This is a genomic window from Gelidibacter gilvus, from assembly GCF_004115975.1.
GTDB classification, from domain to species: domain Bacteria; phylum Bacteroidota; class Bacteroidia; order Flavobacteriales; family Flavobacteriaceae; genus Gelidibacter; species Gelidibacter gilvus.
On the sequence record NZ_SDDZ01000005.1, the window covers coordinates 159760 to 177445 of the forward strand.

Here is a 17686-nt window from a genome sequence, read left to right on the forward strand (position 1 = left end):
TTTATTTTAATTTGATGTTTAGTTTTAATTCTTTTGAAGTGTTCCATTTTAAAGGAATAGTTGTGGTTTTTTGATCTTTATTATAAGTGAAGTCCGTTTTTTTACGTCCTATTTTAACCGATTTTGGTTTCACACTTATGTTTTGTAGGACAAGTTCAATTGACTTAGTTTGCGATTGATAATCCGAACCAATATCAGTTGAAAGTTCAATTTCAATTTCTTTCGCGCTCACTTTTGATGAAAAGACCATCAGTTCATAGTGTCCTTTCTCATAGGCATCGGCCGTTAATCCATCATCATTATATAGTTGCCCTTCACTTTCCAAAACTGAAGCATCATAATAGTAATGCAATTCAAAAGTGTTCCCATCATAGTCCTTGGTACTTTGCATCGGTTTTGCCATAGGAATAAAAGCACCACCACGTACAAAGGTCGGAATCTGATCTTCGGCAACTTTAACGGTGACTCTTTTTCCACCTTCAAACTTTTCATTAGTATAAAAATCGAACCAATTACCGTTTTTAGGGAAGTAAATTTCCTTTTCAGTAACTTGAGATTTAAGAATGGGTGCGATTAAAAAATCATCGCCCCAAAAATATTCCGAAGCCTCTGTTTTGAGTGCTTCTGAGTCGTCTTCAAAAAATAACGGTCGCATTAACGGTGTGCCTTTCTTGTGATTTTGAAAGCTCAAATTATAATTATAAGGCAATAATCTGTAGCGCAATTCGATAGATTTCTTAGCCATTGCCATCGTTTTAGCATCCCAGAAAACCAGTTCTGCAGGAACTTCTTCCTGAGCATGCGGACGGTAAATAGGCTGGAAAACGCCATATTGCAACCAACGTGTATAAAGTTCTGCATCCTGATTGTCGCCCGCAAATCCGCCCAGATCAGAGTGCATGTAGCCCAGACCTTGCATGCCCATTTGCAGCGCAATTTCGGGTTGACTTTGTAATCCGCCCCAAGTTCTGTTGACATCTCCTGACCATGGGATCATGCCAAAACGCTGAGATCCCGAATATCCTGCACGCATTAAAATAAACGGACGTTCGTTGGGAAAATCAGCTTTATAACCTTCTGCAATCAATCCTGCCCAATCGTGCCCGTAAATATTATGGACTTCATCTGCCGTTCCTGTAGCGTGAAGTAGTTTTGATGGATGGACTTCTGGCTCGCCCAAATCGCCCCAAACTCCCGTCACACCCATTTCAGCAAGACCTTTGTAAATATCCCAAAACCAAGTTTTTCCTTTCGGATTATAGATATCGATCAATCCGGTATTTCCAAAATAGAAATCGAAAGTGTATGGATTTCCAACAGAATCTTTCGCCATGACATCTTTATCGACGACTTCTTGCCAACGCTTGGAAGTGGTCAAAATAAAGGGCTCTGTTACCAAAATGGTGTTCACATGGTCAGCTTTTAAATCCTTGATCATTTGAGTTGGATTTGGGAAGGAATCCTTCAAAAACTCCAGATTTCCCATATGACCTTTAATGTCCTTTCCAAACCAAAAAATATCGATGATCACGGCATCCAACGGAATTCTCTCATCTCTAAACTTTTGAACTGTGGCCGCAACTTCTTTTTGGGAATGGTAGCCAAATCGGCTTGAAAAATTCCCCAAGGCCCAACGTGGTGGCATAGGTTGTTTCCCAGTTAAATCGGTATAATTATCGATCAGATCTGTCCAAGAATCGCCCACAATAACTTGGTAGGTTTTTCTGCCAGAAATGGTTTCATAAGTCAGGGTGTTATCTTTTTTACTGTCCAAATCTAAAAATCCGATAGGTGCATTATCAAAATGGACCATGTATTGGTTTGATGACATCATAATTGGCATCGTATAGTTCATCAACTCCGAATGGGTTTCGTAACCATAATGCGCACGGTTGTAAAGTTGCAAACGGTGACCGCGACGGTTCATTCCCAAAGCCCTTGCACCGCCTCCATAGATAATTTCGTCTTTTTCAAGATTAAATTGAATGGTCTCCAAACTGTCGTTTTTGACGTAGCCCATTTTTTCTGAGATGATGGGCTTGCCACGATAACTATATGAAATTTGAAAAGGCTTTTTTTGGACGGTAACCGAAATTCCAGTGGTTTTCAACTCATAAGAAGCATCGGATTTAAGCAATTCTGATTTTACATGTTGTGGTTTTAGAACAACCGCGTGTGAGTTTTCATTGAAATTTTCTCCGTTAGGAATAAAAGTGGTTTCAACAATATTCTCACTGTAGGGCGTGATTTTATAAGCACCATCGTTGACTTTTATTTCCAACACGTTGTTATCGTAAGTAAAGGATTCAAATGTTCGGTTTGGGTTTTGGGAGAAGCCCAGGAGTGATGCGAATAGGAATATTATTATAATATAATTTTTCATCTGATAAGTTTTTACCCTTCCGCCTGCCTGTCGGCAGACAGGACTTTAATTCCTTTCCGGGAATTAAAGCCACATTCCCTTCATTTCGACAAGCTCAATGAGCAAGGGAAGGAATTAATTTGCTTGTTTTGACAGGTTAAGATTTTCAAGACCTAACAGGTTTTAAAAACCTGTTAGGTCTGATAACGTCCTATTCAGTCCTTCTCAACAAAAACGTCAACGGAATATCCAATCGTTTTTGCCATGAGATTTCTGTGTGTTCTGCGCCTTTAAATTTCAGGTTTTTAAAATTTGATTGGTCATATCCCTTCTCCTTAAAAATCGAGTTGACTCTTTGTGCGTATTTCGGATAGAATTTATCCAATGTTTCCGTTCCGTAATCAAAATAAAATCGGTGAGTTTTTGGAGAAGGCAAATTGGCCTTCATATACTCAAAAATGGTATCGGCCAATAAATCGCCATCATTAGGATTCGTTCCGGGCCAATGGGTTGATAAGCAGGCCGCGGCTCCAAATACTTTTGGATATTCGCAAATGGCGTACATAGAAATCAATCCACCCATACTTGATCCTGCAACAAATGTATTGTCTCTATCCGTCAACACCGAATAATTGGCATCTACATAAGGTTTTAACTCATTAACGATAAAGCCCAAATAGTTATCTGAGGTGACCGTATCAAACTTAAAATTGTCCAACTTGGCTTGTTCAAAAAGAGAATCCCGAACCGATTTTGGCAAGGATTCATAAGGTTTTTGCGGAAAATACTCACTGTGGCGCAAATCGTTAATATTGAAAGGGGCGACAACAATAAAATCTCTGGTGATGCTGTCTCTCATCAATTGACTGGATGTTTCATCCACTTTCCATTCTTGTTTATTCCACGTTATGGTGCTATCAAACAACATTTGCCCATCGTGCATGTACAATACGGCATATTTTTTACTATTGGAATAGCCTTCTGGCAACCAGATATCAACTTTTCTTGGCGGAATATAATTGGATGGAAAATCATCAATTCGCAACAAGGTGCCTCCGGCAAAATCGCCTTCAATGGTTTCTGTTTGAACCTTGGATGTGTCTGCTGGCTTAATGATAATTTTCTTTTCTTTTTTAGTTTCACAAGAAAGTGAACTAATGAAAATGACAAGTATGTAAATAATTCTTTTCATCTTTTGTTTTAAACCTACAAGGTTTTCAAAACCTTGCAGGTTGTTTTTTAGCAAAACTTAGCGGATTACGAATTGAAATTCGTGAAATTTTTAGTAAAACTTAAAACTCAATGATCATCGACGCTTTTCCGTCAATGGTCAAAGTATTTTCCAAAGATATTCTTTCTCCTGACAATATTTCGTTTCCATTCGATGTTGGACCTATCATTTCTCCAAAGCGTTTTAAATCTAAAATTTGAACTTCAGGATTGTTATTGATGATCACCATCACTTTATCTTGAGCATTATATCTAAAATAAACATAGACATTGTTTTCAGGTACAAAGTGCATGGTTTTACCCGTATGAATGACTGATTTCGATTTTCGCCAGTTAAAAATTTTCTTTGAAAACTCGAAATACTCGGTTTGTTCTGCAGTTCTTCCTTCGGCGGTAAACGCATTCATAAGATCGCCTTCCCATCCTCCAGGGAAATCACGTCTTATATCTCCGTCACCTTTTAAATCCTTATTTCCCAACATCCCCAATTCGTCACCGTAATAAACCTGAGGAATCCCTCGGACAGTCGCAATAAGTGTCATGATCATTTTATAGGTGCTGACATCAGATCCATAAATGTCATTGATCCGATTGGTATCATGATTGCCAGCAAACACAAACATGTTGTTGATATCTGGATATAGAAAATCATTGGCAAAGTTTTCATAAGCCCTAATCATCCCTTTATCCCAACCCTGTTCATCTTCTAAAAACATTTTCAGAATGGCGTCGTGAAGGGTAAAATCCATAACGGTTGGCAGATGGGAATTGTAATTATCTATGGCTCCTATTTTACTGTCCTTTTGCCAATAAGCCATTTGTGCCTGATTGTGCATCCAAACTTCTCCAGCGATATTGAAATTAGGATATTCGTCCATAATTGCTTTGGTCCATTTGGCAATACCATCTTTATCATTATATGAATATGTATCTACACGAAATCCGTCCAGATCAGCAAATTCCACCCACCAAATGGCATTCTGGATCATATAGTTCAACACCAATGGATTTTTCTGATTGATGTCTGGCATGGTAGTATCAAACCAACCGTTCATACAAGCTTCTTTATCGGCTTCAGAGGCGTTGGAATCAAATTGCGTGGTCATTCTATAACTGCTTCTTTGAAATCCGTTTTCGCCATTTTCCCAATAATGGATCCAATCCTTGCTTGGTAAATCCAGAATCATCCAATGCTTACTTCCCCAATGATTGGTCACATAATCCATGAGAAGTTTCATATCGCGCTTGTGCATTTCTGATGCCAGTCGTTTGTAATCCTCATTGGTTCCAAAGCGCGGATCAATTTTATAATAATCGCTCTGCGCGTAGGTATGATACGAATAAATGGGCTCATTGTCTTCCAAAAGAGGCGTGCTCCAAATTGCCGTCACACCTAAATCGTCCAAATAATCCAGATGGTTAATGATGCCCTGAATATCGCCACCATGGCGACCGGAAAGTTCCTCCCGATTCACTTTTTCAAGAGTGTCTTCGGTACTGTCGATATCCGGATTTCCATTGGCAAACCGATCGGGCATAATCAAATAAATCAAATCGCTGGAATCGAAGCCTTTTCTTAAGGCTGAATTCTCACGACGCGATTTCAACTCATACGACCTTGTTTCAAGAATTTTATTGTCCTTTGAAAATTGAAGTTCATAGGTACCAGGACTTATATTCTTGGTATTGATGGTGACAAACAAATAGTTTGGGTTTTCGGTTTTTTTAATATCGGTAATTTGGATTGTGTTTGAAAAAGCCACATCATATTGCGCGATATCCTTACCATAAACCATCAATTGAAGTTCTGGATTATGCATTTCCGTCCACCAAAAAGGAGGCTCTATTTTTTCTACTTGCGAAAAAAGTGTCATGCTTAAAAGTAGTATTAAAATGCTCAATAAATTCTTCATTCTATCTCATTTTTGAATTTATAATCAGATAACGATCAGCTTAGACTGTTACTGCATCATTCGGATTTATGGTAATAACTTTTCCATTAACCAAAATATCCATAGCTTGATTGCCTTCCAATTCAAATTTCGTTTCGGTTTTACCAACGCTTATTTCAAGAATCTGATTCCTAAAGTTGATTTTAAATGCATAAGAATCCCACTGCTCAGGGATTTTAGGCTCAAAGGACAGTTTGTTATCAATAACGCGCATGCCGCCAAAACCTTCCACAATACTCATCCAGGTGCCTGCCATGGAGGTGATATGCAATCCTTCTTCAACCTCGTGGTTGTAATCGTCCAAATCCAATCTTGCGGTACGTACATAAAACTGGTAAGCTTGCTCCATTCTTCCTAATTTTGCTGCCTGAATGCTGTGTACACATGGCGATAAGGAACTTTCATGGACGGTAAACGGTTCGTAAAAATCAAAATGGCGTTCCAGTTCGTCTATCGAAAATTGATCTTCAAAGAAATAAAATCCTTGAAGTGTGTCTGCCTGTTTAATATAAGGCGAACGCAAAATCCGATCCCAAGACCATTTTTGATTGATTGGACGCTCTGATCTTGGCAGATCTTTTACTGTAATCAATTCCTTATCCAGAAACCCATCTTGCTGTAAATACACTTGATGCTCTTCTGAATATGGGAAAAACATTTTTGAAGCGATCTCTTTCCAATCTGATAGTTCGCTGTCTAATAACTTTGTTTCGTCCACAACACGTGTCAAATCTGAAGCATAGTCATCCTTCATTTTAGAAATGATTTCCAAAGTGTAATTAAGGCACCATTGTGCGATATAATTTGTGTGGAAATTATTGTTGATATTATTTTCGTATTCATTTGGTCCTGTTACCCCCAAGATCACATACTTATTCTTTTCCGTCGAAAACGTCGCGCGCTGCTTCCAAAAACGTGCAATAGCGATCAACACTTCCAATCCTTTTTCTGGGATATAGCTGAAATCGCCGGTATAACGGTGGAAATTAAAAATTGCAAAGGCGATGGCACCGTTACGGTGGATTTCCTGAAAGGTAATCTCCCATTCGTTGTGGCATTCTTCACCATTCATGGTCACCATAGGATAGAGTGCAGCACCATCTTTAAATCCGAGTTTTTGGGCATTTTCAATGGCTTTTTCCAAGTGATTGTAACGATAGGTCAACAAATTTCTGGCTACTTCTTGATCTTTGGTTGCCATATAAAATGGAATACAATAGGCTTCCGTATCCCAATAGGTACTACCGCCGTATTTTTCACCCGTAAACCCTTTCGGACCAATATTTAAACGCGCATCCTTACCTAAATAAGTATGGTTGAGTTGCATGATATTGAAACGAATTCCTTGTTGTGCGCTGACATCGCCTTCAATAGTGATATCTGACATCTTCCATATCTTTGCCCATGCTTCTTTTTGGTCTTTAAGCATGTGATCAAAGCCAAGTTTTGAGGCGTTGGTCAAGGTTTTCTTTGCAATCGAAACCAAGTCGTTTTTATCATGATAGCGATCCACGGTATAGCCGCCGAATTTGGTCATCGTCAACGTATCTCCCCTGTTTACTTTTGAACTGTATTCAAAAGCAATGGTTTTATCAGTTTTGTTTATGGTCTTGGTGTCATTTAAAACGTTCCCGTTTAAAGACAATTGGGTCTGCATAGCGGTACACACATGAAAATTAGTAATCATGGTGTGCGACACAATAAACGCTTGATCGCCTTCAGAACCGACACTTAAAATATTCCAGAATTTATCATCCCAATTGCTGTCCTCATTGGTGATTCCGGCATCGAGATAAGGCTCAAAAACTATTTGGGCGTCATTGTTTAAGGGCGTTACATTGTACTGAATGACGCCAACCTCATCCATATCCAAACTCAAAAAGCGTTTGGTTTCCACTTTTAGGTCGATGGAATTTTGAAGCGTCACTTCAAAACTTCTGGACAACCAACCTTCTTTCATGTTGAGTTCCCTTCTAAAATTTCTGACCTCTTTACACGCTGCCAAATCCAAGGCTTCACCGTTGACATTGACATTGATTCCAATCCAATTTGGAGCGTTAAGTACTTTGGCAAAATATTCCGGATATCCGTTTTTCCACCACCCTACTTTGGTTTTATCTGGATAATAAACACCGGCAACATAACTGCCCTGAAATGTTTTTCCTGAATAGTGCTCTTCAAAATTGGCACGCTGGCCCATGGCACCATTACCAATACTGAAAATACTTTCAGAAGATTTGACACGATCGGCTTCAAAGCCCTCTTCAATGATGGACCAATTGTTTGGTACGATATAATTTTGATTCATTTTTTATAATTATTAAGCTATTCCGAGGATTGAAATAATATGACGGTTTTATTATGAGATTCCTTCACTTCGCTCGGAATGACGTTTAGTGGTTTATTTATTTTTTAACCGCAATGGACGCAAGGCTTTTCGCAAGGGTCGCAATGAGGTTGTTCTTTTTTATTACTATTCTTTCTTAATACTTTGTACTACTTGCTGATTAACTCGTTTAAAAAATCAATGTCAATTTCCGTAAAATCGGTAAAGACATAATCGGCTTCATGAAGTATGTCTTTTTTGCCAATTCCAATGGAAATCATTCCGGCATTGTTCGCAGCCTGAATTCCCGCTACCGCATCTTCAAAAACAATGCAATGTTCGGGGGGAACATTTAAATGTTGGGCTGATTTTAAAAACACTTCGGGATCTGGTTTGGCTTTAGTGACATCATTTCCATCAACGATGACGTCAAATTTTTCGAGGATATTTACTTTTTCCAAGATCATTCGTGCATTTTTACTTGCAGAGCCCAAAGCGATGTGCTGGTTTTCATTTCTAAGGAAATCTAAAGTTTTGGTGACATCGGGAAGAATTTCCTGTTCGTCCATCTTATCGATATAGGTCAAATAATCGGTGTTTTTAAGTGCCATGAGCTTTGTGAATTCAGCTTCGCTAATGGTTTTATTCCCCCAAGCAAGAATTTTCTCCAAAGATTTGACTCTGCTGACACCTTTCAACTGTTCATTTTGATGCTCGGTAAAATCAACACCGATACTACCTGCCAATTTTTTCCAAGCCAAAAAATGGTATTTTGCGGTATCCACAATCACACCGTCAAGGTCAAAGATGAATGCTTTTCTAGTCATGTTTTATTGTATTTACTTTGTCGTTTACCATTAATGAAAGAATGCCTGCCAAAATCATTGAGCAGCCTCCAATCAATAAGGCATAAATAGGTTCGTTGTTAAAAAATTTGGACACCAAAAATCCAAGTATTGAAGCGGCCACCAATTGCGGAATCACAATAAAGAAGTTGAACACGCCCATATAATAACCCATTTTTGAAGCTGGAAGCGCACCTGAAAGCATGGCATAAGGCACAGATAAAATACTGGCCCAAGCAATTCCCACGCCTATCATTGGTAACCATTCCATGGTGAATGTTGTTGGATTGGTGATGAAGTAAAGTGACATCATCCCAAGTCCGCCTGCCACCAAAGCCAAGAAATGCGTAAATTTTCGGCTGGTTGCTTTTGCCAATAAAGGCAGTAAAAAAGCCACCGCAGCAGCGATAATATTGTAGTTGGCAAACATTTCGCCCACTTGGTTTGCTCCCGTATTATAAGCTATAGAGGTGGTATCGGTGGTTTGATAAATATGTTCAGTTACCGCAGCAGTGGCGTAAATCCACATAGAAAATAATGAGAACCACGAGAAAAACTGTACCCATGCCAATTGCTTCATGACCTTTGGCATCATCTGGAAATCATTCACAATATTTACAAAACCATTTCTGGTTTTATGTGTTTGCAAATACCCTGAAATAATAAGGGCGATCCCACCAAAAGTGATCAGTCCTAAAGTAAGCACATAAAGATCTTTTTTCAGATCGTAGGTATAAACCAAATAACTGGAGATTAAACCCACGGCCAAAATGAGGAGTCCTTTGTTCAGATGTGATTTTCCGTTTTTTTGGTACCACTCTTCAGAAAAACTTTCACGTACAGGTTTGAATTCCTTTTCCTGTTCTTCAAAAATTTTCATTTCTTCAGGCGTGTATTCTTTCGATTTTATAACCGTCCACAAAACAGCCAGGAAAAAAGCCACACCACCAATGTAAAACGAGTATTTTACAGAATCAGGAATAATTCCTTCTGGCGCAGTATTGGCCACTCCAAAATAGGTGAGCATTAACGGCAGCTTTGACGCCACATAGGCACCAATCCCAATAAAAAAACTTTGCATGGCAAAACCTCTCGTTCGCTGTTCTTCGGGAAGATTATCACCCACAAAGGCACGGAATGGTTCCATGGAAACATTTATGGAGGCATCCAATATCCAAAGCATACCTGCCGCCACCCAAAGCACGGGTGAATTGGGCATCACAAACAAGGCCAAGGAGGCAAAAATGGCTCCAATCAAAAAATAAGGCCGGCGACGTCCCAAACGGGAATGCCAAGTCTTATCACTTAAATAGCCAATAATGGGCTGAACAATTAAACCCGTTAATGGCGCAGCCACCCAGAGGATTGGAATGTCATCAATCTCTGCTCCTAAAGTTTGGAAAATACGGCTAACGTTAGCATTTTGTAGGGCAAAACCCATTTGGATTCCTAAAAATCCGAAACTCATGTTCCAGATTTCCCAAAATCCAAGCGTACGCTTTTTCATCATAGTATGTTTAAATTAATACTATTGATAAGCGATAAAACTTATCAAAACTTATTTGTAAGAAGTGAAAACAAAGTTTTGATTATGTGGTAAAGATAGTAAAGTTTTTAAATCTGCAATATGTTTTTGGTGCTTCTGTAAATTCTTTAGGAAATGAATTCAACTTATGTTCTACGTCTTAAAGCCTTACGCTAAAATCACCATGGATCTTTTCCTTTCATCCCAGAAAAAGCACTTCTTATTTTGTCGAGTTTCTTTCAATGAGCTCGGTTTCAATAACAATTGTGGTATACCGCTCTTCTTCGTCATCACGCTCAAGGTTGTCTATCAGCAGTTTTGCTGCAGCCTCCCCCATTTCCTGGCCGTGCTGACTTACCGTTGACAAACTCGGGGTGGCATGCTTAGAAAGCACGCCATCGGTAAAGCCAATAAACTGAATATCATCTGGGATTTTCATGCCCAGATTACGAGCCACTTTCATAGCTATAATGGCGTACAGCTCATTCACAGCAAAAACACCATCGATATTTTTATTATTCTGAAACAAGCCCTCAATCTCCCTTTCCAAGGATTCCAAACGGTCGTCAGAAACCAATTCGTCATCTACCTTTAGGATTAAATCTGTATCTGGAGTAATTTCATAAGCTTCTAAAGCTTCCAAATACCCCTGAGTTCTAAGTTTTCCAACACTAACATAATCTTTTGTAGTAATAATGGCCACGTTTTTACAGCCATTGGACAGCAGTTTTGACACCGCATTTTTTGAGCCTTTTAAGTCATCAATGATCACTTTATCACAGTGGATCTCATTCACAATACGGTCGAACATCACGATAGGCATTCCTTGGTTAATGGTCTCCTTAAAATGATGATAATCTTGTTGTTGTAAAGTTTCCTTGGCAATGGAAAGGATAAATCCGTCAATACTACCATTGGCCAACATTTGCATGTTGATCACCTCTTTATCAAAGGATTCGTTGGAAAGCCCAATAATGACATTATAACCTCTTTTATTCGCAACCAACTCAATCCCACTAATGACTTTTGAGAAAAAATGATGGACAATTTCTGGAATGATAACCCCGATGGTTTTGGTTTTTCGGTTTTTAAGACTCAGTGCGATGTTGTTGGGCCTATAGTTATAAAGTTTGGCAAAAGCCTGTACCTTTTGCCGGGTATCTTCGCTAATTTCTATACTGTCTCTCAGCGCTTTAGACACTGTTGAAATAGAGACATCCAATTCTCTTGCTATTTGTTTTAAAGTAATTTTCTTCTTCATAATAACCTATCGCCAAAAGATGGCATTTAATTGCCAATAATGTAATTATAATTAACCACAAATTCAATAGCGAAAACTAAAGGTATGGCATTGTTACTAATTGAACGTTATTTTGATTATATTTAAATTATTCCCCCCAAACACAAAAAAGTTGTCAACACGAAAACGTTTTCGCTATGAATATGACAATGTTAATTCTGCAATCCAATTAAAATTTATTTAAGTTTAACCCAAGAAGTGAAAATATAAGTGAATTATTAACACAATCAACTTTAAAAATAGTGTATGAAAACATTTATGAATAGCTTAATGTTATTGGTATTTTTAATACCCTCAGTCATGTGGTCTCAAACCACTGTTTCTGGGACTGTAACAGATCAAGCTAATGCATTACCCCTACCGGGCGTAAATATTGTAATTAAAGGAACTACCACAGGAACTACTACAGATTTTGATGGTAACTTCAGCATCAGCGCAAATAACGGCGATGTTGTCGTGTTTTCTTATGTTGGATATGGATCTCAGGAAATCATCTATACAGGACAACAGCGATTGAACGTTGTGCTTATAGAGGATACTGCTCAATTGGACGAAATCGTTTTGATTGGATATGGTTCAACAACTAAGCAAGACGCTACAGGTGCGGTTGAAAAAATTGGTGAAAAAGAATTTAATCAAGGTGCCATTGTATCTCCTGAGCAATTGTTGGCAGGTAAATCTGCCGGGGTACGTATCACTTCCGGAGGTGGAGATCCGGGTGGTGGCTCTGAAATCAGAATTAGAGGTGGTGCTTCATTATCCGCAAACAACTCTCCGTTAATTGTTGTAGATGGTTTACCATTGGACCAACGTGGCGTGCAAGGTGTAAGAAATCAATTGAATGCCATCAATCCAAATGACATTGAGGATTTTGTCATCTTAAAAGATGCTTCTGCAACTGCAATTTATGGTTCGAGAGCGTCAAATGGTGTGATCTTGATCACTACCAAGAAAGGAAAGACCAATTCGCCGTTTAAAGTAGAATACGATTTAAAAGCGTCTGTTGGAACAGTAAGCGATTATGTGGATGTGCTTTCTGCTGATCAAGTGAGAGCAATTGCCCTCACGGACTCCAATTACAATGCTAGTTTATTAGGAAATGCCAACACAGACTGGCAGAAACATATTTATCAAACTGCCGTTGGAGCCATACATAATGTCACGGTTTCAAAAGGTTATGAAAGTTTTAATTTCCGTGCCAACATTAACCACACCTCACAACAGGGGATTTTAACTGGCGATTTATACGAACGTAATTCCATCAACCTTTCAGCAGTTAAACGTCTTTTAAACAATAATTTGAAATTGACCTTAACCACAAAAGGGATTATAGACGACAATAAGTTTGCCGATCACGGTGCTATTGGTGCAGCGGTAGGATTTGACCCAACACAGGCGGTATACAATCCGGATGGATCATTCTTTCAGCATGTAGGTCAGAACTTGGCGTTTACCAACCCTGTTTTCACATTGGCCAACAATAATAACAGAGCTCGTAACCAACGAAATATTACGAATTTCAATATCGACTACAACCTCCCGTTTTTGGAAGGTTTAAAATTCAATTTGAATGCAGGTCTTGATTATTCTGAGCTTTCAGGTAAGCAATACAGCCCTGCCAGCCCTAATAAACCGGGAAGTATTAATTACGAGAACTTTTACGAAGGACTCAACAGAAACTCGTTGTTGGACTTCTATTTCAATTATAAAACAAAATTAGAATCCATCAATACAAATATGGATTTAACTGCAGGACATTCATATCAAGAGTTTTATATCAAATCTGATCGTCGTGAAACAGAATCTTCTGGTAGTCTTATACAACGTCCAACAATAATCAATAGAAACGCATTAGAGTCTTATTTCGCACGTGCAAGTTTTGACTTTGACAATAAATATCTATTGTCTTTGTCTTTAAGACGTGATGGATCTTCACGATTTGGAGAAGATAACCGATGGAGTAATTTCCCAGGTGTTTCTATAGGATGGAAAATGACCAATGAAGAATTTTTACAAAATTCATTGTTCTCAAATCTAAAATTGAGAGCAGGTTGGGGTAAAACCGGTCAACAGGAGATTGGTCAAAATTACGGCTACTTAGGTATTTACAGCCCAGGTAGATCAGACGCCAGTGTTCAATTTGGATATGTCAATGGTGTTCCACAATTTATAAACACGTTACGCCCTGAGGAGTTTGATGAAAACCTTAAATGGGAAGAAACGTCACAATACAACGTTGCTTTAGATTTTGGATTCTTCAATGAGCGTTTAACAGGAACTGTTGATGCTTATTATAGAGAAACTACAGATTTGTTGGCCACTATTCCAACAGCGGCAGGTTCGAATCTTTCAGATTTATTGACCACCAACGTCGGATCTGTTTTAAGTAAAGGTATTGAGATCAGTTTAAACGGTGCCTTGGCACGATCAACAGATTTTAATTGGGACTTGGGCTTTAACGTCACTTTCCAAGAAAATAAAATCACGAAATTGAGCCTAGGTGAAGATCCTAACTTTTTTATCGCCCAAGGCGGCATTAGCGGTGGTGTAGGTAACAATATCCAGTTGTGGAAAGAAGGTTTAGATCCGTCTACTTTTTATGTATTTAGACAAGTTTATGATACGGCCGGAAAACCTATAGAAGGAGCTTATGTTGATGTAAACGGCGATAACCAAATTACCGAAGCAGATAAACAAGCTTATAAAAAAGCATCTCCTGATGCGTATATGGGATTCACCAACACTTTAAATTATAAGAACTTAGACTTTAGTTTTACGTTTAGAGGAAGCTTTGGTAATTACATGTATGATAACGTCGCTTCAGACAGAGGAAATATCACCACGATCAATGATGCACCTGGTCAATATTACGTGAACGGTCATTCAAATGTGTTGGATACAAATTTCAAAAATCAAAATCTCTTTTCTGATTATTATATCAGCCGAGCGGATTTCGTCAAATTGGACAACGTTTCGCTAGGGTATTTAATTCCTGGTGAAAAAGTGGACTTGAGAATATCTTTAACGGCAACCAATTTATTGACGCTAACAAAATTCAAAGGTTTAGATCCTGAGATTTCTAACGGTATAGATAACAATTTCTATCCGAGACCTCAAACTTTTGTATTGGGACTAAATTTTACATTTTAATATCATGAATAATATTAAACACAATGTTATGTTAAGAACACTAAAAAACATCTTTCTTGCCTTTACAATCGTGCTTTTCGCACAATCCTGTGAGAGCAATTTAGATTTACAACCTGAAGACAATCGCCTCACATCTGGTGCGGCCTTTGATGAGCCTGGCGCCTATAAATCTTTTTTAGCTAAATTATATGCAGGAATCTCTGTCAGTGGACAGGAAGGACCAGCGGGAAACCCGGATTTAACTGGATTGGACGAAGGGTTTTCCAATTATTTACGTTTGTATTGGTCCATGCAGGAACTCACTACAGATGAAGCAATAGTTGGATGGAATGATGGCACCATTAAAGATTTACATGCCCAAACATGGACGTCTGGTAACGAGTTTATCCGCACCATGTACAGTAGAATATTTTACCAAGTGGCATTGACCAATGAGTTTTTACGTCAGACTTCCGATGCTAAATTAGATGCTCGTGGGGTTGACGCCAGCCTACGTTCTGAAATCCAGAACTATCGCGCTGAAGCCCGTTTTATGCGTGCTTTAACTTACTGGCATGCTATGGATTTATTCGGAAACGTCCCATTTGTTACAGAAGAAGACCCAATTGGAGCTTTCTTACCGCAACAAATTAAACGTGCAGATCTTTTTACTTACGTAGAATCTGAATTGCTGGCTATTGAAAATGATATTGTTGCAGCAAGACAAAACGAATATGGAAGAGCTGACCAAGCTGCAGTTTGGATGTTGCTTTCCAAGATTTACTTGAATGCCGAAGTGTACACAGGCTCACCTCGTTATTCTGAAGTCATTACCTATACCACTAAAGTAATCGGGGCAGGATACACCATCCCAACAAATCCTTATTACCATTTGTTTTTAGCGGATAATGACACGAATGGTTCACAATCAGAAGTTATTTTTCCAATCACGTTTGATGGGTTGCACACCCAATCGTTTGGAGGGATGACCTTCTTGATCCATGCAGCCGTTGGCGGCAGTATGAAACCTGCTGATTATGGAATTAATGGTGGATGGGCAGGTCTGAGAACCACATCTGCATTGGTGGAACAATTTCCAGGAGAAGCGAACTCTGCCGACGGAAGAGCTTTGTTTTACACCGATGGTCAAACAAAAGAAATTAATAACACCTCAACGTTTACCCAAGGATATGCGGTAGAGAAGTTTAGAAATGTGGACGTCAATGGCGTTGCAGGTTCAGATCCTACAGGCGATATTCCCGATACGGATTTCCCAATGTTTAGATTGGCTGATGCCTATCTCATGTATGCCGAAGCATTTGTTAGAGGTGGTGGTGGAAGTGCTGCAGATGCAGTAACTTATATCAACCAACTAAGAACTAGAGCCTACACCAACGCCTCAGGCAATATAAATCAGGCTGATTTGACGCTCAATTTTATTTTATCTGAGCGCTCAAGAGAATTATTCTGGGAAGCACACAGAAGAACGGATTTGATCAGATTTGGTCAATTTTCTGATCAAGGCATCTGGCCTTGGAAAAGAAACGTGCCTCAAGGTGCAACAACAGAAGCTTTTAGAGACCTCATGCCTTTACCTGCATCAGATTTAGGTATCAACACCAACTTAGAACAAAACCAAGGATATTAAAAAAACAAACACATGAAAAATTTTAAAATATTTAGCTTATTTATTTTAGCCATGATTGGGCTAAATTCTTGTGAAACTGATGACGATGTCATTTTCATAGCTCAAGAACCAGGTGAATTTGTTTTAACAAATACCATCTTGCCAGAATACATTTTAACAGCATCAACCGGGAGCAATCTTGGGGAGCGTTTTACATGGAACAGCGCCGATTTTGGTGTTCCAACAAACGTTTCGTATGATTTACAACGCTCCATAATTGGCGATTTTAGTGATGCGGTATTGGTAGGTACAACCTCAGGTAACGAAATTGCAATGACCATCGGACAAATGATGGCTGCGGCTACTGAAGCTGGTTTGGATGCAAATCCTGCAACTCCAGAACCAAACACAGGCTCCTTTTCAGTAAGAATACGTGCTTATGTTGGCGGCGGTGGCAGCAACACAGAAAAGTTTTCTGATAACAAGACCATATCTGTAGTCCTTCAAGAAGCACAAACAGGTGGTAGTGAGATCACTAAATCTACTTGGGGCATTGTCGGTTCAGGAGCACCAAACGGGTGGGATGGTCCAGACGTACCTTTTTATACCACCAAAGAAAGCAATGTCATTGTTGCCTATGCGACCTTAGTGGATGGACAAATTAAGTTCCGTGAAAATAATGCTTGGGGTGGCGATTATGGCGATTTGAATGGAGATGGCGTTTTAGATCAAGACCCTGACAATAATATTAATGTTACTGCTGGCACTTATAAAATCACTATTGATTGGACTGACAACACCTATACACTAGAAAAATTCTACTGGGGATTGGTTGGCTCAGCTACACCAAATGGATGGGACGGACCAGATACCAAACTCCAATACGATTTTAATACCGATAGTTTTAAAACAGTCGTACAATTGAAAGACGGGGAACTGAAATTCAGAATGAATGATGCTTGGGGTGGCGATTATGGCGATCTTACAGGTGATGGTGTTCTCGATCAAGACGCAGATAACAATATCACAGTCACTGCAGGTTATTATTTGGTCACTGCCAATTTTAATACTTTGGAATACTCTATTGAACCAACTGAAATTTGGGGCGCAGTAGGTTCTTCCACTCCTAACGGTTGGGATGGTCCTGATTATAAATTCACACGAGATTTTTCCAATCCAGGTGTTTGGGTACTAAAAAACATCACGCTAGTAGATGGTGAACTGAAATTTAGAATGAATGACGCATGGGGTGGAGATTATGGCGATCTTACTGGTGATGGCGTTCTCGATCAAGAACCTGACAACAATATTGCAGTTACTGCAGGCACTTATACCATTACGCTGGATTTTAGCGATGCCGGAAGACCGACTTACACTATGAAATAAATAA

10 protein-coding genes are annotated in these 17686 nt (G+C 39.0%); 3 read left to right on the forward strand and 7 right to left on the reverse strand.

What is annotated here, in order from left to right; all coding sequences use genetic code 11:
• Position 1: 1 nt before the first annotated feature.
• The 7 genes from ESZ48_RS10645 to ESZ48_RS10675 form a co-directional block, all read right to left on the reverse strand.
• Positions 2-2383: a glycoside hydrolase family 31 protein gene (locus ESZ48_RS10645; RefSeq protein WP_129017464.1), complete on the reverse strand. Its 2382-nt coding sequence runs from the start codon at positions 2381-2383 to the stop codon at positions 2-4.
• A gap of 190 nt (positions 2384-2573) precedes the next feature.
• Positions 2574-3554 carry an alpha/beta hydrolase gene (locus ESZ48_RS10650; RefSeq protein ID WP_129017466.1) on the reverse strand — a complete coding sequence of 327 codons (981 nt, stop codon included), beginning with the start codon at positions 3552-3554 and terminating at the stop codon, positions 2574-2576.
• Between the two features lie 100 nt (positions 3555-3654).
• On the reverse strand, positions 3655-5505 hold the full coding sequence (locus ESZ48_RS10655; protein WP_129017468.1) for a glycoside hydrolase family 13 protein: 1851 nt from the start codon (positions 5503-5505) through the stop codon (positions 3655-3657).
• A 40-nt stretch (positions 5506-5545) separates the two neighbouring features.
• Complete coding sequence (locus ESZ48_RS10660) at positions 5546-7852, reverse strand: glycoside hydrolase family 65 protein (RefSeq protein WP_129017469.1); 2307 nt, start codon at positions 7850-7852, stop codon at positions 5546-5548.
• A gap of 188 nt (positions 7853-8040) precedes the next feature.
• A complete protein-coding gene (gene pgmB / locus ESZ48_RS10665) occupies positions 8041-8697 on the reverse strand; it encodes a beta-phosphoglucomutase (RefSeq protein WP_129017470.1) in 657 nt (218 codons plus the stop codon).
• Positions 8690-10222, reverse strand: a complete 1533-nt coding sequence (locus ESZ48_RS10670) for an MFS transporter (protein ID WP_129017552.1) — start codon at positions 10220-10222, stop codon at positions 8690-8692. Before ESZ48_RS10670 ends, pgmB begins: the two co-directional genes overlap by 8 nt.
• A 238-nt stretch (positions 10223-10460) precedes the next feature.
• Entirely contained in the window at positions 10461-11501 is a 1041-nt protein-coding gene (locus ESZ48_RS10675; protein ID WP_129017471.1) for a LacI family DNA-binding transcriptional regulator, read from the reverse strand.
• Positions 11502-11786: 285 nt separating this feature from the next.
• On the opposite strand from ESZ48_RS10675, the gene ESZ48_RS10680 reads away from it, so the two are divergent.
• Genes ESZ48_RS10680 through ESZ48_RS10690 form a run of 3 tightly spaced genes read left to right on the forward strand, consistent with a single transcriptional unit; the run spans position 11787 to position 17682 of the window.
• On the forward strand, positions 11787-14690 hold the full coding sequence (locus tag ESZ48_RS10680) for a SusC/RagA family TonB-linked outer membrane protein (protein ID WP_129017472.1): 2904 nt from the start codon (positions 11787-11789) through the stop codon (positions 14688-14690).
• 28 nt (positions 14691-14718) lie between these two features.
• Positions 14719-16317: a RagB/SusD family nutrient uptake outer membrane protein gene (locus tag ESZ48_RS10685; protein WP_129017473.1), complete on the forward strand. Its 1599-nt coding sequence runs from the start codon at positions 14719-14721 to the stop codon at positions 16315-16317.
• A gap of 12 nt (positions 16318-16329) precedes the next feature.
• Positions 16330-17682, forward strand: coding sequence for a SusE domain-containing protein (locus ESZ48_RS10690; RefSeq protein WP_129017474.1), 1353 nt, complete (start codon positions 16330-16332; stop codon positions 17680-17682).
• The last annotated feature ends 4 nt before the right edge of the window (positions 17683-17686 follow it).